This is a genomic window from Streptomyces sp. NPDC058637 (genome assembly GCF_042717325.1).
Taxonomy (GTDB): domain Bacteria; phylum Actinomycetota; class Actinomycetes; order Streptomycetales; family Streptomycetaceae; genus Streptomyces.
Genome location: NZ_JBHXRD010000019.1, coordinates 132,710 through 154,873, shown reverse-complemented (window position 1 = coordinate 154,873; position 22,164 = coordinate 132,710). Strand labels below are relative to the sequence as shown.

Here is a 22,164-nt window from a genome sequence, read left to right as displayed (position 1 = left end):
GGCCCTCCGGGCGCTTCCCTTCGTTCTTGCGTTTCCGACTCTATCAGACTCTTTCGTGTCCGATTCCCGGTCGAAGCGGGGCCGCCTTCCAGTTCTTCGCTTTCGCGTTTCCCTTTCCGGCGAGTCCGACTCTATCAGATCCTTTCGGGCCTGATTCCCAGTCAGCGGGAGTTTGTCTTCCCGGCCGTTGGGCCGTTCCGACGAGTGAGACTTTAGCGGAATCCCCGGCCCCGACGCTAATCGGGGTCCTTCGAACGCTGATTCCTCATTTCGCACATACGCACAGAAAAACATGCGACAGATGTCGCGCGTTTCGAGTGGTTACCGCGGAATGGCTGCCCGGGGACCGACCGAGATCGGCACTCACGTCGGACAACTCGGAGCACACTACGGACGCGTACGGGCGCTGTCAACCTCCGGTCTGCCCGCCTGCGTCGTGGAACGCCAGCCGATAGTCGCGTGGGCTGGTGGCGAGGTGCGCGGCGAAGTGCTGGCGCATCGTGATCTCGCTGCCGAAGCCCGTGCGCCTGGCCACCTCCGGGAGGGGCAGGTCGGTCCGCTCCAGGAGCTTCTGGGCTGCGGCGACGCGCCGGGCGATCAGCCAGCGCAGTGGCGTCGTCCCCGTGGTGGCCTGGAAATGGCGGGCGAAGGTCCGCGCCGACATACCCGCGCGGGCGGCGAGGCCCGCCACCGTGTGCGGTTTCGCCAGATGGGCCAGCGCGTGGGCGCGTACACCCGCGAGGGTGTCCGCGTCCCGGTCGGACTGCGGGGTGGGGTGCTCGATGAACTGGGCCTGGGTCCCGGTACGGAACGGCGCCGTCACCATCGAGCGGGCGATCGTCGCCGCCGTTTCCGCCCCGTGCGCCGTACGCACGAGGTGGAGGCAGAGATCGATGCCGGCCGCCGTACCCGCCGAGGTCCAGATGTTGCCGTCCTGGAGGAAGAGGGCGTCGGGCACCACGGTCACCCGGGGATGGTGGGTGCGAAGGAGCTCGGTGAGATTCCAGTGCGTGACGGCGCGGCGGCCGTCCAGGAGTCCCGCCTGGGCGAGGGTGAAGGCGCCCCCGCAGAGCGCGGCGAGCGGAGTACCGCGGCTGTGGGCGCGGCGGAGGGCTTCGAGTACCGGTTCCGGGGCGGGCGTCAGATGGTCGTCGAGGCCCGGGACCACGATCAGGTCGGCTCGGGACAGCCAGGCGAGTGTGCGGTCCGGGGTGAGTGCCAGACCGCCGCGAAGCTGAATGGGTGCGGGATCGGCGGCTGTGCGCCGAAGGTCGAAGGCAGGGACGCCCCGGTCGGTGCGATCCACCCCCCAGACCTCCGTGATGACCGAGACGTCGAACGCGCGTACCCCGGGGAACGCGACCAGGGCGATGCGGGACGGGCGACTGGGCGGCGACGCGGTCATGGTGGCAGTAAAGCATCGGTCGATGACTTTCAGGCCTCTGGGCGACAGCCGTCCCCGGGGGGAGGCTGAGGGACATGGAGATCGCGGAGAACGCAGCACTGGTCGTCGTGGACGTACAGCGGGGATTCGAGGAGGACGCCTACTGGGGGCAGCGGAACAACCCGGACGCCGATCGGAACATCGCCGGGCTCATCGACGCCTGGCAGGCGAGCGGCCGACCACTCGTATTCGTCCGGCACGACTCGCCCAAGCCGGATTCACCCCTGCGCGCGGGGTATTCGGGGAACGGCTTCAAGGAGTACGTCGAGGAGCGGCGCGGAAAGGGCCCCGGTCCGGAGCTGTTCCTGACGAAGTCGGTGAATTCCGCCTTCTACGGAACGCCCGATCTTGACGCCTGGCTCAAGGAGGCCGGTGTACGGCAGATCGTGGTGGCCGGGATCCAGACCAATATGTGCGCGGAGACGACGGCGCGCATGGGTGGGAATCTCGGGTACGAGGTGTTCTTCGCGTTCGACGCGACGTACACCTTCGACCAGGTGGGTCCGTGGGGCTGGCGGCTGAGCGCGGACGAGCTGGCGCGGGCCACCGCCGTGACGCTGCACGGCGGTGGGTTCGCGAGTGTGGTGCGCAGTGCGGAGCTGGTCGCCGCGGTGGGGCGGCGGTGAGGCGGCGGGACGGTCAGCCGTTGCCGGAGGCCAGCTCGCGGCTGCGGTCGCGGGCCGCTTCGAGGGCGGCGATGAGCGCGGCCCGTACGCCGTGGTTCTCCAGCTCGCGGATGGCGCTGATGGTGGTCCCGGCCGGGCTGGTGACGGCCTCGCGGAGCTTGACCGGGTGTTCGCCGCTGTCCCGGAGCATGATCGCCGCACCGATGGCGGCCTGCACGATCAGGTCGTGGGCCTGGGCGCGGGGCAGGCCGAGCAGGATGCCCGCGTCCGTCATGGCCTCGACGAGGAAGTAGAAGTAGGCGGGCCCGGAGCCGGAGAGCGCGGTGGCCGCGTCCTGCTGGGACTCGGGGACGCGGAGGGTCTTGCCGACGCCGCCGAAGATCGTCTCGGCGTGACCGAGGTGTTCGGGGGTGGCGTGGCTGCCCGCGGAGATGACGGACATTCCCTCGTCCACGACGACGGGGGTGTTCGGCATGACGCGGACGACGGGGGTGCCCTCGGCGAGGCGCTCCTCGATGAACGCGGTCGGGATGCCTGCGGCGGCGCTGATGACGAGCCGGTCGGCGGTGACGTGCGGGGCGAGTTCGTCGAGGAGCTTGCCCATGTCCTGGGGCTTGACCGCGAGGATGAGGATGTCCGCGCCCTTGGCCGCCTCGGCGTTGGTGACGGACTCGACGCCGTAGCGGGTGCGGAGCTCCTCGGCGCGTTCGGAGCGGCGGGTTGTCACCAGCAGGTCCCGGGCGCGCCAGCCGGCCCTGATCATGCCGCTGAGCAAGGCCTCGCCGATCTTTCCTGTACCGAGGACTGCGACTGTCTGGGTCATGCGGTTCACCCTCCGGGTGGCGGTACGCGTCGTTGGCGCCATCCTCGCACCGCGTCGTCAGGTGGTGCGGCGGCGGAGGGTGGCGGCGCCCAGGCAGAGGACGAGCAGGGCGCAGCCCGCGACGACCAGGATGTCGCGGTAGAAGTCGGCGGTGATGTCCGTGTGCGTGAGGACCTGGTCCATCCCGTCGACGGCGTACGACATCGGCATGACGTCGGAGACGGCTTCGAGGACGGGGTGCATCTGGTCGCGCGGGGTGAACAGTCCGCACAGCAGCAGCTGCGGGAAGATCACGGCCGGCATGAACTGCACCGCCTGGAATTCGGAGGCGGCGAAGGCCGAGACGAACAGGCCGAGAGCCGTGCCGAGCAGGGCGTCGAGCAGGGCGACCAGGAGCAGCAGCCAGGGTGACCCGACGACGTCCAGGCCGAGCACCCATACGGAGAGCGCGGTGGCCAGGACGGACTGGGCGACCGCGACGGTGCCGAAGGCGAGCGCGTACCCGGCGATCAGGTCGCCCTTGCCGAGGGGCATGGCGAGCAGGCGTTCGAGGGTGCCCGAGGTGCGTTCGCGGAGGGTGGCGATCGAGGTCACCAGGAACATCGTGATCAGCGGGAAGATGCCGAGCAGTGAGGCGCCGATGGCGTCGAAGGTCCGTGGGTCGGCGTCGAACACGTAGCGCAGCAGCGTGATCATCAGGACCGGGACGACCAGCAGCAGCGCGATGGTGCGGGGGTCGTGGCGGAGCTGGCGCAGGACACGGGCGGCGGTGCCCAGGGTGCGGGCGGGGCTCAGTGGCCGTGATGCCGGCGGGGTGGTGGCTGTGGGTGCCGTGGTGCTCATCGGGTCGCCTCCTGGGGACTGGTGGCGGCTGCCTCGTCGACGAGGTGGAGGAAGGCCTCCTCGACGGTGGCCGAGCCGGTGCGGGTGCGCAGGGCTTCGGGGGTGTCGGCCGCGAGGACGGCTCCTTCGCGCATGAGCAGCAGCCGGTGGCAGCGCTCGGCCTCGTCCATGACGTGGGAGGAGACGAGGATCGTGGTGCCTCGCTCGGCGGCGAGGGTGTGGAAGAGGTTCCACAGGTCGCGGCGCAGGACGGGGTCGAGGCCGACGGTCGGCTCGTCGAGTACGAGGAGTTCGGGTGTGCCGAGCAGGGCGACGGCGAGCGAGACGCGGCTCAGCTGGCCGCCGGAGAGGTTTCCGGCGAGGGCGTTCGCGCGGCCGGTGAGGTCGACGTCCTGGATGGCGCGGGTGACGGTGGCCCCGCGCTCCTCGCGGTGGGCGCGGCCGGGCCGGAGCACGGCCGCGAAGTAGTCCAGGTTCTGGCGGACGGTGAGGTCGGAGTAGACCGACGGGGCCTGGGTGACGTAGCCGACCCGGGGGCGCAGGGCCGGGTGGCCCGCGGGGAGGCCGAGGACGTCGAGGGTTCCGCCGACCTTGGCCTGGGTGCCGACGACGGCGCGCATGAGCGTGGACTTGCCGCAGCCGGAGGGGCCGAGCAGGCCGGTGATCCTGCCCGTCCCGACGGTGAGGTCGAGGCCGTGCAGGACGGTGCGGTCGCCGCGTACGACGGTGAGGGCGCGGGCCTCGACGGCCCCTGCCGGTGGAGCACCTCGCGAATTCATCATATGATGAATATTGATCCTGCCGGGGGTCCTCGTCAAGGGATCGGTGAAGGTGTCCCCCGGGCTGGGGGGTGCTGGTGGGGTGGGACCGGTTCCGGCCGTCGCCAGGGCTGCCCGGGACATCAGCCGGGTGCACGTGGAGATCGCGAAGCGTGCCGACGGAACACTGCGGCTACGCGTGGCGGGTGACGCCGCGGTCCTGCGCATGCCGGAGCCGCTGGGCGTCCTGGGCGTCCTGCCGTACGACCGGGGGGCGGGCCTGGAGCTGACCGCGTCGCGGCACACCGGACGCGCGTACGCCGCCGCGCCGGGCGGCCGGGCCGAGGCACGGGCGGCGCGGCAGGCTCAGGGAGCCGGTACCGCGCCGCCGTGCGGCGGTGCTACCCGCGCCCGGGGCGCTTCCCCTTGCCGCCCTTGCGGGCAGCCGGGTTGCCGGTGCGGGTCGAGCGGCGCTTCACGTACCGCGCGAGGGCCGCCTCGTATTCCGTGCGGCGCAGCTTCTCGCCCGGCGCCTCGATCAGCGAGCGGAAGAAGTAGGCGAGGAGCGAGCCGATGAAGCCGATCGACTTCAGGCCCCGCAGGCTGTCCTCGCGGGACGGATCCGCGGGCCGGCGGCCGAAACCCTCCCATGTCCTGCGGAACGCGATGGCGCTGCAGATCGCGAACATAAGCACGACGAGCATGCCGACGAGGCTGCCGACCTCGGCGATCTCCAGGCCCTGGTACGCGAAGCGGAGCACCAGGCAGGCGGCCACGGCCGCCGCGAGCGAGCCGACGCTGACCCCGGCGCGCCGCAGCCCGTAGCCCCCGTCGTGGTCGACCCAGGTCGTACCGAAGAAACGGAGGGGTTCGGGCTGCGGCCCCGGCGCGGTGCCGCCGGGCGGTGTGCTGCCGAAGGACGTACCGGATGCTTCGCTGTTCTCGCTCACGGAATCGATTATCCCCGGACGGGCACCGTACGGGTCAGTCGCAGCGCGGAGCGATGTACCCGTCACTGCCGGTGTGGACGTAGGCGTCCGACACGAACTCACCGCTGGCGATGTTGTCCCAGAGGTTCGACGTGCCGTACGGACCGGCGATCCACTCCCCCGGCTTCTGGCAGTAGACCGGGACGCTCATCCCGTACGGCAGCGTCCGGACGATCCCGTACTTCGTGCCCGGTCCCTTGCGGACGTTGACGCGGTATCCGGGAGCGATCGGATACCGGGCGACGTCCACCGCGAGCGTCGTCACCCCCTGGTCCTCCGCCGCCGTGCCGTCCGTCGTGGCGGTGTTCTCTCCAACGCCCATGAGGGCCTCCCCCGTTGAAAACGATGCGTACGACGCGCAGGCTAACAAGCCCCACGCTCCGCGCCCGCACCATCGACTAGGCTCCGTGCGTCGCGCTTGCGCACGAACACACGGGGGTGGGCGATGCCGCCGCTGCGAGGGACCGGATCACATCCGGAAGCGGAGCATCCTGAGTACGCAGGGCAGTACCGGCTGGAGGCATGTCTCGGAGCGGGCGGCATGGGTGTGGTGCACCTGGCCCGGTCGCCCTCGGGACTCCAGCTCGCCGTCAAGGTGGTGCACCGTCAGCATGCGGCGGACCCAGAGTTCAGGGCCCGTTTCCGGCAGGAGGTGGCGGCTGCCCGGCGGGTCAGCGGCGCGTTCACCGCACCGGTCGTGGACGCCGATCCGACCGCCGCGCTGCCCTGGATGGCCACCCTGTACGTGCCCGGTCCGACGCTGTCCGCGCAGGTGAAGCGGAACGGGCCGATGAGCCCCGCCGAGCTGCGCCGGCTGACGGCCGGCCTCGCCGAGGCACTGCGCGACATCCACCGGGCCGGTGTCATCCACCGGGATCTCAAGCCGAGCAACGTGCTGCTCCCCGACTCCGGACCCAAGGTCATCGACTTCGGGATATCCCGGCCGTACGACAGCGATCTGCGCACCGAGACGGGCAAGCTGATCGGCTCGCCGCCCTACATGGCGCCGGAGCAGTTCCAGCGGCCCCGGGAGGTCGGGCCCGCCGCGGACGTCTTCGCGCTGGGCGCGGTGCTGGTCCACGCTGCGACCGGCCGGGGGCCCTTCGATTCGGACAGCCCGTACCTCGTGGCCTACCAGGTGGTGCACGACGAGGCCGATCTGACCGGAGTGCCCGAGGGGCTCGCGCCGCTGGTCGCGCGCTGCCTGGCGAAGGACCCGGCGGCACGGCCCACCCCGGACGAGATCATGGCGGCGCTGCACCCCCCGTCGTACGAGGCGACCGCGTTCATCCCTGCGCAGCGGCGGCCGGTCGCCTCGGCCGTCGTCGAGCCCTCGGTGGCCGGCGACGCGGCGGACGGGACGACGCACGTGCGGGCGGCGGACGGGCTGCCGTCCGGGGGCGGACGGCGGCTCACGGCGCGCCGGCTCACGGTCGGCGCGGCGGTCCTCGCGCTGGTCGCCGGATGCGTGTGGGCTGCCGGGGCCTTCGCCGGCTCCGGGGCACCGGAGCCGGCGGGCTCCGCCGGGAAGAAGGAACCGCGGGCGGCCTTCGTCCCCTGGCGGACGGCACTGCGGTCACCGAGTGGTTCGACTCCGTCGTGCGCCCCGGGAGGTACGGCGCTGTACTGCGTGGCGGCCGGTTTCGGCACGGCGCGACTGGATCCGTCGGACGGCCGGGTGGTCTGGTCGCACCGGGACACCTCGCCGGAGGCCCCCGAGCTGACGGCGACGCCCGACGGTACGGCGTACACCGCCGAGCCGGGCGGCACACTCCGGGCGTACGCTCCCGGCCGGGCCGCACCGCTGTGGAAGAAGAGCCTCTCCCAGTATCTGGACGTCCCCTTCCCCGCGGGTGACACGCTGCTGATGGTCGGGCGGGACGGCACCGCGCGGGGGCTCGACGCGGAGACCGGCGCGTCGCGCTGGCGGCACGCCGTACCCGGCCACTCACAGCCCGGCTACGCGCTGTACGACGGCGGGACGGGGCTCGCGTACGCCTTCGAGCACTCCGCCACCGGGACCACCACCCTCGTCACGGCGGTCGGGGCCCGGACCGGCGGCACGGCCTGGCAGCGACGGCTGGACGGGATACTCACCCCGGCCGGAACCGCCGACGGGGCACTCCTGCTGACCTCCATGGACGCGAACGCCCAGACCACCGGGCTGGTCCGCTACGACCCGGTGCTGCGGAGCGCGACGCCCGTACCGCTGCCCTTCCGGATGAACGGGCCGGAGGTCGTGGTGGCCTCAGGAACCGCCTACCTGCTGGAACGCGGTGGTGGGCTGCTGGCCGTCGATGTCCGTCCGGGCGCCGCGGAGACCGAACGCTGGCGGCTGGAGACGGCCGTGGGCCTGACCTCCGCGCCGGTCCTCGGAGCGGGGAACCGCCTGTACTTCTCGGCGGCCGACGGGCGGCTGCTCGCCGTCGACACGGAGAACGGGACACTGCTCGGCCAGACGCGTCCGCGGCTGAAGGCGGGGAAGCTCAGCCACGCCTCCACCCTGCCCGCTCCCGTGGTCCTCGGCCGGACCGTCGTCGGAACGGCCCCGGACGGGTCCGTCTTCGCCGTGGACGCGGACGACCCCGCCCGCTGGTGAGTGACCGGGGGCGGGGCCGGACGGGACCGTCGGGGTGTCAGCCGAGCCTGGAGACGTCGCGGACCGCGCCGCGGTCCGCGCTCGTCGCCATGGCGGCGTAGGCGCGCAGGGCCGCCGAGACCTTGCGGTCGCGGTTCTTCGGCGCGTACACGCCGTTCAGTGCCTCGCGGCGGGCGGCGAGCTCGGCGTCGGGGACGAGGAGCTCGATCGAACGGTTCGGGATGTCGATCCGGATCCGGTCGCCGTCCTCGACCAGCGCGATCGTGCCGCCGGACGCCGCTTCCGGCGACGCGTGGCCGATCGACAGGCCCGACGTACCACCGGAGAAGCGGCCGTCGGTGACGAGGGCGCAGCTCTTGCCGAGGCCGCGGCCCTTCAGGAACGACGTCGGGTAGAGCATCTCCTGCATGCCGGGGCCGCCGCGCGGGCCCTCGTAGCGGATGACGACGACGTCGCCGTGCGTGATCTCCTTGCGGAGGATCTTGTCGACGGCCTCGTCCTGCGACTCGCAGACCACGGCCGGACCCTCGAAGGTCCAGATCGATTCGTCCACACCGGCCGTCTTGACGACGCAGCCGTCGACGGCGAGGTTGCCCTTGAGGACCGCGAGGCCGCCGTCCTTCGAGTACGCGTGTTCCATGGAGCGGATGCAGCCGCCCTCGGCGTCGAGGTCGAGCGTGTCCCAGCGCTCGGACTGCGAGAAGGCGGTCGCGGAGCGGACGCAGCCGGGGGCCGCGTGCCACAGCTCGATCGCGTCGGGGGACGGGGAGCCGCCCCGCACGTCCCAGGACTTCAGCCAGTCGGCGAGGGAGTCGGAGTGGACGGAGTGGACGTCCTCGTTGAGGAGGCCGCCGCGGTAGAGCTCACCGAGGATGGCGGGGATGCCGCCGGCCCGGTGGATGTCCTCCATGTAGTACGTGCCGCCGGGCGCGACGTTCGGCGCGACCTTAGCGAGGCAGGGGACGCGGCGCGAGATCGCGTCCATCTCCGGGAGGCCGAAGTCGAGCTCGGCCTCCTGGGCTGCGGCCAGCAGGTGCAGGATCGTGTTGGTGGAGCCGCCCATGGCGATGTCCAGGGCCATGGCGTTCTCGAAGGCGGCCCGCGAGGCGATGTTCCGGGGGAGGACCGTCTCGTCGTCCTGCTCGTAGTAGCGCTCGGTGATCTCGACGATCGTGCGGCCTGCGTCCTCGTACAGCGCCTTGCGGGCGGTGTGCGTGGCGAGGACCGAGCCGTTGCCGGGCAGCGCGAGGCCGATCGCCTCGGCGAGGCAGTTCATCGAGTTGGCGGTGAACATTCCGGAGCAACTGCCACAGGTCGGACAGGCGTTCTCCTCGATGCGGAGGATGTCCTCGTCCGAGATCTTGTCGTTCACCGCGTCGGAGATCGCGTCGACCAGGTCGAGACTGCGGACCGTGCCGTCGACGAGGGTGGCCTTGCCGGCCTCCATCGGACCGCCGGAGACGAAGATCGTGGGGATGTTGAGGCGGAGGGCCGCCATCAGCATGCCGGGGGTGATCTTGTCGCAGTTGGAGATGCAGATCAGGGCGTCGGCACAGTGGGCCTCGACCATGTACTCGACGCTGTCCGCGATGAGGTCACGGGAGGGCAGGCTGTAGAGCATGCCGCCGTGGCCCATCGCGATGCCGTCGTCCACCGCGATCGTGTTGAACTCGCGGGGCACCGCGCCCGCCGCCTTGATCGCCTCGGAGACGATCCGGCCGACCGGGGCGAGGTGGGTGTGGCCCGGGACGAACTCGGTGAAGGAGTTGGCCACCGCGATGATCGGCTTACCGATGTCCTCACTGGCTACGCCGGACGCGCGCATAAGGGCGCGGGCGCCCGCCATGTTGCGGCCGTGGGTGACAGTGCGGGACCTCAGCTGGGGCATCGTCGCTCGCTCCTTCGACAGAAAAGACTGTCTCCGAGCGTACGCCTCGCTCCAGGATCTGGACAATGTGTCCGGATTCCGGGACACGGTGCCCAGTGTCCGGGCAGGCTCCGGCCTCAGCGGGACCGGGGTCGCGGAGGGCTCGGCACTCAGAGGGGCCGGGTTCGCGGTGTGCTCGGCACTCAGAGGGGCCGGGTCTCCGGAGCGTCCTGCTCCGTGAGGTACCGCTGGAGCGTCGGGGCCACCATGGCGATGATCTTCTCCGGGTCCGCCGACGCCAGGGGTTCCGCCTGGATCACGTACCGGAGGATCGCGATCCCGATCATGTGCGAGGCAGCCAGCTCGGCGCGGAACGTCGGGTCGGGCACGTCCAGGTCCGCCGCGATCCGCTCCAGCAGACGCCGCAGCACGAACCCGCGCAGCACCTTCGCCGCCGCCTCGTGGGTGAGCGCGGAGCGCAGTATCGCGACCAGGGGCGCCCGGGTGGCCGGGTTCTCCCACACGCCGATGAAGTAGCGGGCCAGCCGCTCCCCCATGCTCCCGGCCGGACCGCCGAGGATCTCCGGGATGACGAGCGCGGGCTCGAAGGAGACCTCGACGGCCGCCGCGAACATCTCGTCCTTCGTACCGAAGTAGTGATGGACCAGGGCCGCGTCGACTCCGGCCTCCTTGGCGATGCCGCGGATCGACGTCCTGTCGTAGCCGCGCCCGGCGAATTCCGCACGGGCCGCCGCGAGGATCCGGGTCCTGGCGTCGGGGCCGGTGCTCTTCTCCGCGCGGGACGGGCGCCCCCGGCGCCGCGGGGCCCGGCCCTCCGGGCCGCCGGACGTCATGAGCGGGGGGCCTGTGCCGAGGACGCCAGGTGGAGGCGGGTGAAGGCGAGGGCCTCCGCGAGGTCGGCCTCGCGTTCGGCCGATGACATGGCGCGGCGCGTGTTGACCTCGATGACCACATGGCCGTCGAACGCCGTACGGGCCAGCCGCTCCAGCAGCTCCGCGCAGGGCTGGTCGCCCCGGCCCGGCACCAGGTGCTCGTCCTTGTTGGAGCCCTTGCCGTCGGCGAGGTGGACGTGGGCGAGCCGGTCGCCCATCCGGTCCACCATCGCCATGCTGTCGGTGCGCGCGGTCGCGGTGTGCGAGAGGTCCACGGTGAAGTGCCGGTAGTCGTGCCGGGTGACGTCCCAGTCGGGGGCGTACGCGAGCATCTCGCGGTCCCGGTAGCGCCAGGGGTACATGTTCTCGACGGCGAAGCGCACATCGGTCTCGTCCGCCATGCGCCAGATTCCGGTGACGAAGTCACGCGCGTAGTTGCGCTGCCAACGGAACGGCGGGTGGACGACCACGGTCGACGCGCCGAGCCTCTCCGCCGCCGCCCTGGCGCGCTGGAGCTTCACCCACGGGTCGGTGGACCAGACCCGCTGCGTGATCAGCAGACACGGTGCGTGCACGGCGAGGATCGGCACCCCGTGATAGTCGGAGAGCCGCTTCAGCGCCTCGATGTCCTGACTGACGGGGTCGGTCCAGACCATGACCTCGACGCCGTCGTAACCCAGGCGTGCGGCGATCTCGAAGGCCGTCGCCGTCGACTCCGGATAGACGGAGGCCGTCGACAGGGCGACCTTCGCATCCGGGACGCGCACCACTGGATCTGCCACGTGGACAGGGTACGGGCAGTGGTACGCGTCGCCGAGGGACCCCGGCTGAAAGTGAGGAGGGCCATGGCGGACGGCGCGGCGGTCAGGTGACGGCCGGCCGTCCCGCCGGAAGCGGTCAGGGGGAGCACCGCCGTTGCGCCGGAAACGGTCTCCGGGAGCCCGCCGTCCCGCCGGAAGCGGCCGGATGGGAGCCCGGCCGTCCCGCCGGAAGCGGTCAGGTGAGGGCGGCCTGTTCCGCCGGGAGGTGGTCCAGGCGGCGCAGGATGACTCCCTCGCGCAGGGCCCAGGGGCAGATCTCCAGCTCCTCGACCCCGAACAGGTCCATCGCCGCCTCGGCGACCAGCGCCCCCGCGAGGAGCTGCGCGGCGCGCCCCTCGGTGACCCCGGGCAGGTCTCCCCGCTGCCCGACGGTCATCACCGACAGCTTCGGCACCCACTCCTCCAGGGCCTTACGGGTGAGGACGCGCTGCACGTACAGGCCTTCGGCGGAGCGGGGGGCGCCCGCGATCCTGGCCAGCTGCTTGAAGGTCTTGGAGGTCCCGACGACGTGGTCGGGCGGCCCGAGCCGGGTGAAGTCGCCGACGGTCCGGGCTATGCAGGCGCGGACGTGGCGGCGCAGCGCCCGTACGGCCGTGGGGTCCGCCGTGTCACCGGGCAGCCAGCTCGCGGTGAGGCGGCCGGCGCCGAGGGGCAGCGACACGGCGGCGTCCGGTTCCTCGTCCAGCCCGTAGCCGACCTCCAGCGACCCGCCGCCGATGTCCAGGACCAGCAGCTTCCCCGCCGACCAGCCGAACCAGCGGCGGGCGGCCAGGAAGGTCAGCCGGGCCTCCTCCTCGCCGCTGAGGACGGCCAGGGCGACGCCCGTCTCCTCCCGTACGCGGGACAGCACCTCGTCCGCGTTGGTCGCCTCGCGCACGGCGGAGGTGGCGAAGGCCAGTACGTCCTCGCAGCCCTTGTCCTCGGCGGCCCGGAGCGCGTCGGTGATCGTCGACACGAGGCGATCGACCCCCGCCGGGCCGATCGCCCCTTCCGGGTCGAGGAGCTCGGCCAGCCGGAGTTCCGCCTTGTGCGAGTGCGCGGGCAGCGGGCGGGCGCCGGGGTGCGCGTCGACCGCCAGCAGATGAACCGTGTTCGACCCCACGTCGAGGACTCCGAGTCTCATACCCGGAACGCTACTGCCGCTGCGGACTTACTCTGGGCGCGTGCCAAAGACGAAAAAGGCGAAGCCGGACAAAGTCACGAAGAAGCAGAAAACGAAGCAGGAGATGCAGCAGCCGGAAGCAAAGGGGCCTGAGCGGCCCGACGAGAAGGGGCTCGACTTCGCGCGGGCCTGGGTCGAATTCCCCGACCCCGCCAACGACGAGCAGGTCTTCCGCTGCGATCTGACGTGGCTCACGTCCAGGTGGAGCTGCATCTTCGGCAGCGGCTGCCAGGGCATCCAGGCGGGCCGTGCGGACGACGGATGCTGCACCCTGGGCGCGCACTTCTCCGACGAGGACGACGAGAAGCGGGTGGCGGGGCACGTCGCACGGCTCACCCCGGACCTGTGGCAGTTCCACGACGTCGGCACGAAGACCGGCTGGGTCGGAGTCGACGAGGACGGCGAACGCCAGACGCGGCGCTGGGAGGGCTCCTGCATCTTCCAGAACCGGCCCGGCTTCGAGGGCGGCGCCGGCTGCTCGCTGCACATCCTGGCCCTGCGGGAGGGCAAGGAGCCGCTGGAGACGAAGCCCGACGTGTGCTGGCAGCTGCCGGTCCGGCGTACGTACGACTGGATCGACCGCCCCGACGACACGCGTGTGCTCCAGATCTCGATCGGGGAGTACGACCGCCGGGGCTGGGGCCCTGGCGGGCACGACCTGCACTGGTGGTGCACCTCGGCGACATCCGCGCACGGGGCCGGGGACCCGGTCTACGTGTCCTACCGCCCCGAGCTCACCGAGCTGATGGGCGAGGAGGCGTACGACCGGCTGGTCGAGCTGTGCGAGCAGCGGCTGGCGTCTCTGCTGCCGATGGCACCGCACCCGGCCGATCCGACGTCCTGATCCCGGCCGGTCGCGACAGCGGCGTGGAATGACGGCGCGCGTGGAGTGACAGCGGCCGGGAGTGGCGGTTGCCTGCGGCGAAGGCGGCCGGTGTGACTGCGGAGCGCGGCCCCTGTGACGGCGGCCCGGCGCGTGGGGGGGGCAAACATTCCGCCGGGCCGCCGTCTCGCCGCCGCCGTCTCGCCGCTGCGACGCCCGTCAGCCGGAGGACTCCGGCGAGGGTTCGCCCGGCCCCTCCGCCGGATCGGACGGTGCGGGCGTCGGGGACCCCTCGGTCGGGGACGGCGTGGGATCGGGCGAGCCCGGCGGGTCCGTCGGAGAGGGCGTCGGGTCCGGGGTCGGGTCGGGCGACGGGGGCGGGGAGGACGGCGACGGGCCGGGGGAGCCCGACGACGGCTCCGGCACGGGGTACGGGCCTGCGGACGGCGGGGCCACGGTGCCGTTCCCGGTGATCGCGACCGCCGAGCCCGACGGGGCGAACAGGACCCGCGCGCTCCAGGGACCGTCCGGTTCGGCCGCCTCGTTCACGAGCACCTGGACGGTGACGCTCCGCCCGGCGGCGAGCGTGCCGGACGAGCGGCTGAGATGCAGCCACGGCGCGTTCACCCGGGCCGACCAGGCGACGGCTTCGCCACGCGCCGTCAGCGTGATCGTCGTACGGCCGCCGGACGAGCGAACCACGATCCGGATCGCGTCGGAGGCGTGCGGACCGGCCCCGACACTGACGACCTCGGCCGAGACGTCCGGACGCCGCGCGGCGTCCGTGAAGCGGCCGTCCCGGTCGGGGCGGGCGTTGCCCGTGTTCTCGTAGGGGCCGTTCGGGTCTCCGGCGAGCCCGGACCCCTCCTCCACCTCCGTCGCCATGACGGAGGAGCCGTCTCGGCCCTCACCGGTCAGCGGCGCGCCCCGGTAGGCCGCCCACAGGGCGATCACGGGGGCGGCGACGACGGTGGCCACGACCGCCGTCGTCACCACCCGTGCGCGCAGCCGGTCCCGGCGCGCGGCGTGGTCCTTCGGGTCCAGCGGGAAGCCGGTCCGGCCGAAGCGCGGGGCGCCCGCCCGGGACCGTCCGGCGTGGGCCAGGGCGACGTGCACCGAGGGGCGCGGCGCCTCGACCACCGGCAGTACGGCGACCGGGGTGACGCCCGCGCCGGGCCACGGTCCGGTGGCGCCGGCCCGCTCCGCGGCACGGCGGCAGCGGGGACAGTCGTCGACGTGCCGCACGAGCTCCCGGCGCAGGGCCGCGGAGATCAGCACCTGGTGGGTGCCGGTGAGGCGGGCGACGGTGGGGCAGTCACCCGACTCGACGACGGCGAGGGCGGCGCGGGTGCGCTCCACCTCGCAGGCCGCCGCGGCCAGGAGCTCCCGGGCGCTGCCCGGTTCGAGGCCGAGGACGGCGGCCACGGCGCGCGGGGTGAGCCGGTGGCGTACGGAGAGCTCCAGCGCCTCCCGCTGCTCGGGGGTGGTGCCCGCGGCCTCCGGCCAGGCCAGTTGCGCGAGTTCGCGTCGGCGCGCCTCGGCCGCCGGGGACTCGGCGGGATCCGGGGCGAGTGCCTCCTCCGGGGTGGAGCGGGAACCGGAGAAGGGAGCCGGGGCGGAGGGGAGTCGCGGGGCGGCCGTCCGACGGTGGGCCTGGCGGCCCCGCCGCTGTTCCGTGAGCGCGCGCAGACAGGTCCACCTGGCCAGGGCGTACAGCCAGGATCTACGTTCCTCCTCGGACGTGGGGCACCGGCCGTCCTGCCGTTCCGCGAGCGCGAGGGCCGAGCCGAGCGCCTCGGTGGCCGCCTCGTGGTCGCACAGGACGGAGAGGCAGTAGGTGAACAGGCCGTCGAGGTACGGCTCGTAACGTGCCGCCGGCCGCTGCGACGACGGACGGGGCGCTCGGCGGTGCGCCCGGTGTGCGCCGGTGGTGTGTAGGGGGGTCTCCAGCCTGCTGCTCGTCACGAGGCGACCGTAGGCAGACGAGCACACACCTCTGGTGACCCTTTCCCACATTTAATCCTTACGGGTGAAGATATCCCCCGAAAGAGGACAGAGATCCCGCAATTCCCTCGCCCTCGCGCATCGGGCACCTGTTCGCCTTCCGCGCCCGTGGTCGGCGTTGTCGGACCGCACCTATACGGTGACGCCATGGCTGCCCGTACTAAATCCGCGAAGGACCGGCCGTCCTACCGCTGCACCGAATGCGGCTGGACGACCGCCAAGTGGCTCGGCCGCTGCCCGGAGTGCCAGGCCTGGGGGACGGTCGAGGAGTTCGGCGGCGCACCCGCGATCCGCACCACCGCGGCCGGCCGCGTCTCCACGGCCGCCGTGCCGATCGGCCAGGTCGACAGCCGGCAGGCCACGGCGCGCTCGACCGGGGTCGGCGAGCTGGACCGCGTGCTCGGCGGAGGGCTCGTGCCCGGCGCCGTCGTGCTGCTCGCGGGCGAGCCGGGTGTCGGCAAGTCGACGCTCCTGCTGGACGTGGCCGCCAAGGCGGCGAGCGACGACCACCGCACGCTCTACGTCACGGCCGAGGAGTCCGCCAGCCAGGTGCGGATGCGGGCCGACCGGATCAACGCGATCAACGACCACCTGTATCTGGCCGCGGAGACCGACCTGTCCGCGGTCCTCGGCCACCTGGACGCGGTCAAGCCGTCCCTGCTGGTCCTCGACTCCGTACAGACCGTCGCGTCGCCTGAGATCGAGGGCGCGCCCGGGGGCATGGCGCAGGTCCGCGAGGTCGCGGGCGCCCTCATCCGGGCCTCGAAGGAGCGCGGCATGTCGACGCTCCTGGTCGGCCATGTCACCAAGGACGGCGCGATCGCGGGGCCCCGGCTCCTGGAACACCTGGTCGACGTGGTGCTGTCCTTCGAGGGCGACCGGCACGCGCGCCTCCGTCTCGTACGGGGTGTGAAGAACAGGTACGGCGCCACGGACGAGGTCGGCTGCTTCGAGCTGCACGACGAGGGCATCACGGGTCTCGCCGACCCCTCCGGCCTCTTCCTCACCCGACGTGACGAGCCGGTCCCCGGCACCTGCCTGACGGTCACCCTGGAGGGCAAGCGCCCCCTGGTCGCCGAGGTGCAGGCGCTGACGGTCGATTCACAGATCCCGTCGCCCCGGCGCACCACCTCGGGGCTGGAGACCTCCCGGGTCTCGATGATGCTGGCCGTCCTGGAGCAGCGGGGCCGGATCAGCGCGCTCGGCAAGCGGGACATCTACAGCGCGACGGTGGGCGGCGTGAAGCTCACCGAACCCGCCGCGGACCTCGCGATCGCCCTGGCCCTGGCCAGCGCCGCCAGCGACACACCGCTCCCGAAGAACCTGGTCGCGATCGGCGAGGTGGGCCTCGCCGGCGAGGTCCGAAGGGTCACCGGGGTTCAGCGCAGGCTGGCGGAGGCGTACCGTCTCGGGTTCAAGCACGCCCTGGTCCCGAGGGACCCGGGGCAGGTCCCCGCCGGTATGAAGGTCACAGAAGTCGCCGACATGGGCGATGCTCTGAGAGTCCTCCCCCGCCGGTCTCGCCCGGACGGACCACAGGAGGACGGCGCACGCCGGTAGACTTTGCCCTGGTCTCGCCCGCCCGTACGAACGGTATGAGGGACTCAGGGCACCGCAAACCTGTGACCGGAGGAGTGCAGTGGCAGCCAACGACCGGGCAGCATCGCCCGGAAAGTCCGGCCAAGGCACGGGTAACGAGTGGCTGATGCGCGCCTCGTTGAGCGCGGTCGCGCCCGGAATGGCCCTCCGTGACGGCCTGGAGCGCATCCTGCGCGGCAACACCGGCGGCCTGATCGTTCTCGGCATGGACAAAACCGTCGAATCCATGTGTACCGGTGGCTTCGTGCTGGACGTGGAATTCACCGCGACGCGGCTGCGCGAGCTGTGCAAGCTGGACGGCGCACTGATCCTCGACAAGGACATGACCAAGATCCTGCGGGCCGGTGTGCAGCTGGTCCCGGACGCCTCGATCCCCACCGAGGAGACGGGCACCCGGCACCGCACGGCGGACCGGGTCTCCAAGGCGTGCGGCTTCCCGGTCGTCTCCGTCTCCCAGTCGATGCGTCTGATCGCGCTGTACGTGGACGGGGAACGGCGGGTCCTGGAGGAATCCTCCGCCATCCTGTCCCGCGCCAATCAGGCGCTCGCCACGCTGGAGCGGTACAAGCTCCGGCTGGACGAGGTCGCCGGGACGCTCTCCGCGCTGGAGATCGAGGACCTGGTGACCGTCCGCGACGTCACGGCGGTCGCGCAGCGGCTGGAGATGGTGCGCAGGATCGCGACCGAGATCGCCGAGTACGTGGTGGAGCTGGGCACCGACGGCCGGCTCCTGTCGCTGCAGCTCGACGAGTTGATCGCGGGCGTGGAGCCGGAGCGGGAGCTGGTCGTGCGCGACTACGTGCCGGAGCCGACCGCGAAGCGGTCCCGGACGGTCGCGGAGGCTCTCACCGAACTGGACGCGCTCACCCACACCGAGCTGCTCGAACTTCCGGTGGTGGCACGGGCGCTGGGCTACAGCGGCTCGCCGGAGACGCTGGACTCGGCGGTGTCCCCCCGTGGCTTCCGGCTGCTGGCGAAGGTGCCGAGGCTGCCGGGGGCGATCATCGAGCGGCTGGTGGAGCACTTCGGTGGTCTGCAGAAGCTGCTCGCCGCCAGCGTGGACGACCTGCAGACGGTGGACGGGGTCGGCGAGGCGCGTGCGCGGAGCGTGCGCGAGGGCCTCTCGCGCCTGGCCGAGTCCTCGATCCTCGAACGGTACGTCTGAGAGCTGTCCCGGCACCCCTGGCGGACCAGCGCGTCCCTGGCGGACCAGCGCGCGGCGTCGGATGCGGTGTACCGCAGCAAGGCGGAGGGACGTCCGCGCGTACCGGGTGCATTTCGGGCGTTCCGACAACGCGGCGAGGTGCCGTAGCTGTCGTCGTGCGCCCGCCGGTCGTTACGGGACAGCCCTTGGCCGGGACCGGTAGGGGCGGGCGCCCCTGTCCGCCTCTTCCGACCGCACCCGCCTGTCCCGGAACCCGGCCCGCCCCTTCCGACCGTTACCGGAGCGGCCCGGAGCGCCGGGGTCAGTCCTTGGCGAGGACGAACGAGGTCCGCTGGACGGGCTCGCCCGGGGCCTTCGCCTCCAGCAGGTACGTGCCGGGGGCCGCCGCGCCCGCGGGGGGTGTCGCGCACCCGGGCGCGCTCTGCTTGCGGTCCCACTTCACGGTGTGGACGACCGTCGCGCCCGCCGGGACCTTCAGGAAGAAGGCGCCGGCCTTCGGGCAGTCCTTGGACGACCACAGCTGTTCGTCGTCATCGCCGGCCTCGGTGATCGTGAGCACCGCGCTCTTCGGGCCGAGATCGGCCTTGCAGTCGGTGGCCGCGGTGTTCCTGGCGACCAGCCGGAACACCGGCTTGTCGTCGGGGCCGTAGCTGTTCTCAGTCTTCAGGCTCAACTGCAGGTTCGCAGGTGTGCAGTTGGGGAGCGGGGAGCCTGCGGGCACCTGTTCGCCCGCCGTTCCGCCGCCGCTCGTGCCCGACCCCGCGGATCCGGTGCCGGAGGACGCCGAGCCGCTTGATCCCGAGCCGCCCGATCCGGTGCCGCCGCCCGTTCCCGCGCCCCCGGCGCCTCCGCCCGAGGCCTCGTCACCGCTTCCGGTCTCCCCCGACTCGTCGCGCCCGCCCGGCGGTTGGCCGAGGTCCGGGCCGGAGCTGGTGGGTCCTGGCGTGATGGAGGGGGCGGGAGCGGCGTCGCCGGGCTTCCCGTCGTCCTTCTTCTCCCCGCCGCCCGAGGTGACGGCCCACGCGATCAGCGCCGCGAGCAGCGCGATCACCATCGCCGCTACGGCCCTCCGCCGCCAGTAGATGCTGGAGGGAAGCGGCCCGACCGGATTGCGCATAGAACCCACGTCCCGAACTCTACGAGAGTTCCGGACCAACTCCGGCCCCCACCCGCCGCTCTGATCGACAAGTTTTCCGGATCATCATCACGGAGCGGCCCTTCCCAGCCACTTCCGGCCACTTTGTGCCACCCGGCCCTCACCGACCCCGGCCCGAAGGGACAGAACGGGTGGCGTTATCACCCCGTGAGCCCTCGGCCGGGGCGACACCCCCGTTGCCGTGCCCCATGTCCCGTCTTCCGTGCCAGGATCGTGGGTGCGATGACTGCCACGACTTCGACACAGACGCCCCCCGCCTCCCTCCACACCCCCGTCATCGGGTGGTTCGAGCAGCATGCCCGCGATCTGCCCTGGCGCCGCCCCGAGGCGGGCGCCTGGGGTGTGATGGTGAGCGAGTTCATGCTGCAGCAGACCCCGGTGAGCCGGGTCCTCCCGGTGTACGAGCAGTGGCTGGCCCGCTGGCCGCGCCCCGCCGACCTGGCCGCCGACGCGCCCGGTGAAGCGGTCCGCGCCTGGGGCCGGCTCGGCTACCCGCGACGCGCCCTGCGGCTGCACGGGGCGGCCCAGGCGATAACGGAACGGCACGGCGGGGACGTGCCGAGCGAGCACGGCCAGCTGCTCGCGCTGCCCGGGATCGGCGAGTACACGGCGGCGGCCGTGGCCTCGTTCGCGTACGGCCAGCGCCATGCCGTACTCGACACGAACGTCCGCCGGGTGTTCGCCCGGGCGGCGTCCGGCATCCAGTACCCGCCGAACGCGACCACCGCGGCCGAGCGCAAGCTCGCCCGTGCCCTGCTCCCCGAGGAGGACGAACGCGCGGCCCGCTGGGCGGCGGCCACGATGGAGCTCGGCGCACTCGTGTGCACCGCGAAGAACGAGGACTGCACGCGCTGCCCGATCTCCGGACAGTGCGCCTGGCGGCTGGCCGGGAAGCCCGCCCACCAGGGTCCGCCGCGCCGCGGCCAGACCTATGCCGGCACGGACCGGCAGGTGCGTGGCCGGCTGCTGGCCGTCCTGCGCGAGTCGGTCGTGCCGGTGCCGCAGTCCGCGCTGGACTCCGTGTGGGAGGAGCCCGTGCAGCGGGCGCGCGCCCTGGACGGTCTGGTCGCCGACGGCCTGGTGGAACCCCTCGCGAACGGCCGGTACCGGCTTCCGCTGACCTGACGACGACCTGACGACGCACCGGCGGACGCACGGCTGTCCAGCGGCTGTTACACAACCGATGGACAGCCGTGCGTCCGCGTACGGCTGCTGCGCACATCCTCGTGACAACCCCTCCGTAGCGTCATCGGCGTCGGTGAGGGACCACCCGCCGACGGCGACATCTCGGGGATCCACGGGGACGGAGGCGGTTGTGATGGCGCAGGGCGAGGTGCTCGAATTCGAGGAGTACGTACGCACCCGGCAGGACGCGCTGCTGCGCAGTGCCCGCCGGCTGGTCCCCGACCCCGTGGACGCGCAGGACCTGTTGCAGACCGCCCTGGTCCGCACCTACGGCCGCTGGGACGGCATCGCCGACAAGTCCCTGGCCGACGCCTATCTGCGCCGCGTCATGATCAATACGCGTACGGAGTGGTGGCGGGCCCGCAAGCTCGATGAGGTCCCCACCGATCAGCTCCCCGACGCGAGCGTCGACGACGGCACGGAGCAGCGCGCCGACCGCGCCCTGCTCATGGACGTCCTGGGTGTCCTGCCTCCGAAGCAGCGCAGCGTCGTCGTGCTGCGACACTGGGAGCAGATGAGCACGGAGGAGACGGCCGCGGCACTCGGCATGTCGGCCGGTACGGTGAAGAGCACGCTCCACCGCGCCCTGGCCCGACTGCGCCAGGAGCTGGAGGACCGTGCCGCCCGGGGCCATGGGGCCGAGGGCGCACCGGCGCGGATACCGGCGCAGCCGGACAGGCGTCATGTCGAGCGGGGGCGGGAGCGGTGCGCGGCCTGACAGGCAGCGGTGACAGAACGACGGCCCACCGGGGCAGCACGCTCCGGGCCGGCCTGGCGGCGGGGAGTACGGCCATGGCCGGGCTCGCCGCCTTCGCACTGCTCTGCGCCGGCTGTTCCACCGGCGGTACGGGCACCCGCGACGAGGGTCCGGCGGGCGCCCGGCCGGTCGCCCAGGCCACGCCCTCGACCGCCGTGCCCACCGGGACGGCGAAGCCCGCCGCGCGGGTCAACGCCGTACTGCTCGTCAAGGCCGACCCGGAGGTGAGCGGGCGGATCAGGAACGAGCTGAAGCCCTGTGCGGGCGACGAGTACCCGGTGGACACCTCGTACGGCTCGCTGACCGACGGCCCGGCCCCCGACCTCGTGGTCAACGTGATGACCTGCGGCGATTCGGTGGGGGTCGGCACCTATGTCTACCGGCAGGGCGCGGACGGTTCGTACGAGAACGTCTTCACGGCCGAGATACCCGCGGTCTACGGCACCATCGACCGCGGTGACCTGGTGGTGACGACCCAGGTGTACGGGTCGAAGGACGCCATCGCCTACCCCTCCGGCGAGGACGTCATCACCTACCGCTGGGCGGCCGACCGGTTCATCGAGACCGACCGGGTGCACAACGACTTCAACCGGGCTCTCGGCGAGGGCGACCTTCCCGCGCCGCCGACGGCGCAGAACTGAGGACTTGCC

At 72.3% G+C, this 22,164-nt stretch carries 20 protein-coding genes; 8 read left to right on the top strand and 12 right to left on the bottom strand.

The features are described from left to right. Window positions 1–409: 409 nt before the first annotated feature. The gene (locus ACFWVP_RS20880) at window positions 410–1,405 is read right to left on the bottom strand and encodes a GlxA family transcriptional regulator (protein ID WP_384498601.1); all 996 of its coding nucleotides are present in this window, start codon (window positions 1,403–1,405) and stop codon (window positions 410–412) included. Between the two features lie 74 nt (window positions 1,406–1,479). Between ACFWVP_RS20880 and ACFWVP_RS20875 the strand changes: the two genes are divergently transcribed. Then, on the top strand, window positions 1,480–2,070 hold the full coding sequence (locus ACFWVP_RS20875) for a cysteine hydrolase family protein (RefSeq protein ID WP_384498599.1): 591 nt from the start codon (window positions 1,480–1,482) through the stop codon (window positions 2,068–2,070). A 13-nt stretch (window positions 2,071–2,083) separates the two neighbouring features. Here ACFWVP_RS20875 and proC read toward each other — a convergent pair whose 3' ends face one another. The 5 genes from proC to ACFWVP_RS20850 form a co-directional block, all read right to left on the bottom strand. Continuing rightward, window positions 2,084–2,893, bottom strand: a complete 810-nt coding sequence (gene proC, locus ACFWVP_RS20870) for a pyrroline-5-carboxylate reductase (protein WP_384498598.1) — start codon at window positions 2,891–2,893, stop codon at window positions 2,084–2,086. 57 nt (window positions 2,894–2,950) lie between these two features. Next, complete coding sequence (locus tag ACFWVP_RS20865) at window positions 2,951–3,736, bottom strand: ABC transporter permease (protein WP_384498596.1); 786 nt, start codon at window positions 3,734–3,736, stop codon at window positions 2,951–2,953. Beyond that, complete coding sequence (locus ACFWVP_RS20860) at window positions 3,733–4,518, bottom strand: ABC transporter ATP-binding protein (RefSeq protein WP_384498595.1); 786 nt, start codon at window positions 4,516–4,518, stop codon at window positions 3,733–3,735. The genes ACFWVP_RS20865 and ACFWVP_RS20860 overlap by 4 nt, the downstream gene beginning before the upstream one ends. 377 nt (window positions 4,519–4,895) lie before the next feature. Next, complete coding sequence (locus ACFWVP_RS20855) at window positions 4,896–5,444, bottom strand: hypothetical protein (protein WP_384498594.1); 549 nt, start codon at window positions 5,442–5,444, stop codon at window positions 4,896–4,898. Between the two features lie 34 nt (window positions 5,445–5,478). Beyond that, the gene (locus ACFWVP_RS20850; RefSeq protein ID WP_384498592.1) at window positions 5,479–5,805 is read right to left on the bottom strand and encodes an SH3 domain-containing protein; all 327 of its coding nucleotides are present in this window, start codon (window positions 5,803–5,805) and stop codon (window positions 5,479–5,481) included. A gap of 123 nt (window positions 5,806–5,928) precedes the next feature. Here ACFWVP_RS20850 and ACFWVP_RS20845 point away from each other — a divergent pair, with 123 nt between their 5' ends. After that, window positions 5,929–8,082 carry a PQQ-binding-like beta-propeller repeat protein gene (locus ACFWVP_RS20845; protein ID WP_384498590.1) on the top strand — a complete coding sequence of 718 codons (2,154 nt, stop codon included), beginning with the start codon at window positions 5,929–5,931 and terminating at the stop codon, window positions 8,080–8,082. 37 nt (window positions 8,083–8,119) lie between these two features. On the opposite strand, the gene ilvD is transcribed toward ACFWVP_RS20845, so the two are convergent. The 4 genes from ilvD to ACFWVP_RS20825 form a co-directional block, all read right to left on the bottom strand. Beyond that, complete coding sequence (gene ilvD, locus ACFWVP_RS20840; protein WP_384498588.1) at window positions 8,120–9,970, bottom strand: dihydroxy-acid dehydratase; 1,851 nt, start codon at window positions 9,968–9,970, stop codon at window positions 8,120–8,122. A 182-nt stretch (window positions 9,971–10,152) separates the two neighbouring features. After that, window positions 10,153–10,803 carry a TetR family transcriptional regulator gene (locus ACFWVP_RS20835; RefSeq protein WP_384498587.1) on the bottom strand — a complete coding sequence of 217 codons (651 nt, stop codon included), beginning with the start codon at window positions 10,801–10,803 and terminating at the stop codon, window positions 10,153–10,155. Beyond that, complete coding sequence (locus ACFWVP_RS20830; RefSeq protein ID WP_384498586.1) at window positions 10,800–11,624, bottom strand: sugar phosphate isomerase/epimerase family protein; 825 nt, start codon at window positions 11,622–11,624, stop codon at window positions 10,800–10,802. Before ACFWVP_RS20830 ends, ACFWVP_RS20835 begins: the two co-directional genes overlap by 4 nt. A gap of 214 nt (window positions 11,625–11,838) precedes the next feature. Continuing rightward, complete coding sequence (locus tag ACFWVP_RS20825; RefSeq protein WP_384498585.1) at window positions 11,839–12,786, bottom strand: Ppx/GppA family phosphatase; 948 nt, start codon at window positions 12,784–12,786, stop codon at window positions 11,839–11,841. Between the two features lie 40 nt (window positions 12,787–12,826). Here ACFWVP_RS20825 and ACFWVP_RS20820 point away from each other — a divergent pair, with 40 nt between their 5' ends. After that, complete coding sequence (locus ACFWVP_RS20820) at window positions 12,827–13,669, top strand: hypothetical protein (RefSeq protein WP_384498584.1); 843 nt, start codon at window positions 12,827–12,829, stop codon at window positions 13,667–13,669. Window positions 13,670–13,867: 198 nt separating this feature from the next. On the opposite strand, the gene ACFWVP_RS20815 is transcribed toward ACFWVP_RS20820, so the two are convergent. Next, window positions 13,868–15,664, bottom strand: coding sequence for a hypothetical protein (locus ACFWVP_RS20815; RefSeq protein ID WP_384498583.1), 1,797 nt, complete (start codon window positions 15,662–15,664; stop codon window positions 13,868–13,870). A gap of 135 nt (window positions 15,665–15,799) precedes the next feature. On the opposite strand from ACFWVP_RS20815, the gene radA reads away from it, so the two are divergent. Both radA and disA read left to right on the top strand, forming a co-directional pair. Next, window positions 15,800–17,212, top strand: a complete 1,413-nt coding sequence (gene radA, locus ACFWVP_RS20810) for a DNA repair protein RadA (RefSeq protein ID WP_384498581.1) — start codon at window positions 15,800–15,802, stop codon at window positions 17,210–17,212. A 79-nt stretch (window positions 17,213–17,291) separates the two neighbouring features. Next, a complete protein-coding gene (gene disA / locus ACFWVP_RS20805) occupies window positions 17,292–18,416 on the top strand; it encodes a DNA integrity scanning diadenylate cyclase DisA (RefSeq protein ID WP_384498580.1) in 1,125 nt (374 codons plus the stop codon). Between the two features lie 301 nt (window positions 18,417–18,717). Here disA and ACFWVP_RS20800 read toward each other — a convergent pair whose 3' ends face one another. Further along, window positions 18,718–19,533 (bottom strand): hypothetical protein, encoded by an 816-nt coding sequence (locus ACFWVP_RS20800; RefSeq protein WP_384498616.1) that lies wholly within the window; start codon window positions 19,531–19,533, stop codon window positions 18,718–18,720. Window positions 19,534–19,794: 261 nt separating this feature from the next. On the opposite strand from ACFWVP_RS20800, the gene ACFWVP_RS20795 reads away from it, so the two are divergent. From ACFWVP_RS20795 to ACFWVP_RS20785, 3 genes are all read left to right on the top strand, one after another. After that, window positions 19,795–20,697, top strand: coding sequence for an A/G-specific adenine glycosylase (locus ACFWVP_RS20795; protein WP_384498578.1), 903 nt, complete (start codon window positions 19,795–19,797; stop codon window positions 20,695–20,697). Window positions 20,698–20,890: 193 nt separating this feature from the next. Beyond that, the gene (locus ACFWVP_RS20790; protein WP_384498577.1) at window positions 20,891–21,475 is read left to right on the top strand and encodes a SigE family RNA polymerase sigma factor; all 585 of its coding nucleotides are present in this window, start codon (window positions 20,891–20,893) and stop codon (window positions 21,473–21,475) included. Then, window positions 21,463–22,155: a hypothetical protein gene (locus tag ACFWVP_RS20785; RefSeq protein WP_384498576.1), complete on the top strand. Its 693-nt coding sequence runs from the start codon at window positions 21,463–21,465 to the stop codon at window positions 22,153–22,155. Before ACFWVP_RS20790 ends, ACFWVP_RS20785 begins: the two co-directional genes overlap by 13 nt. The last annotated feature ends 9 nt before the right edge of the window (window positions 22,156–22,164 follow it).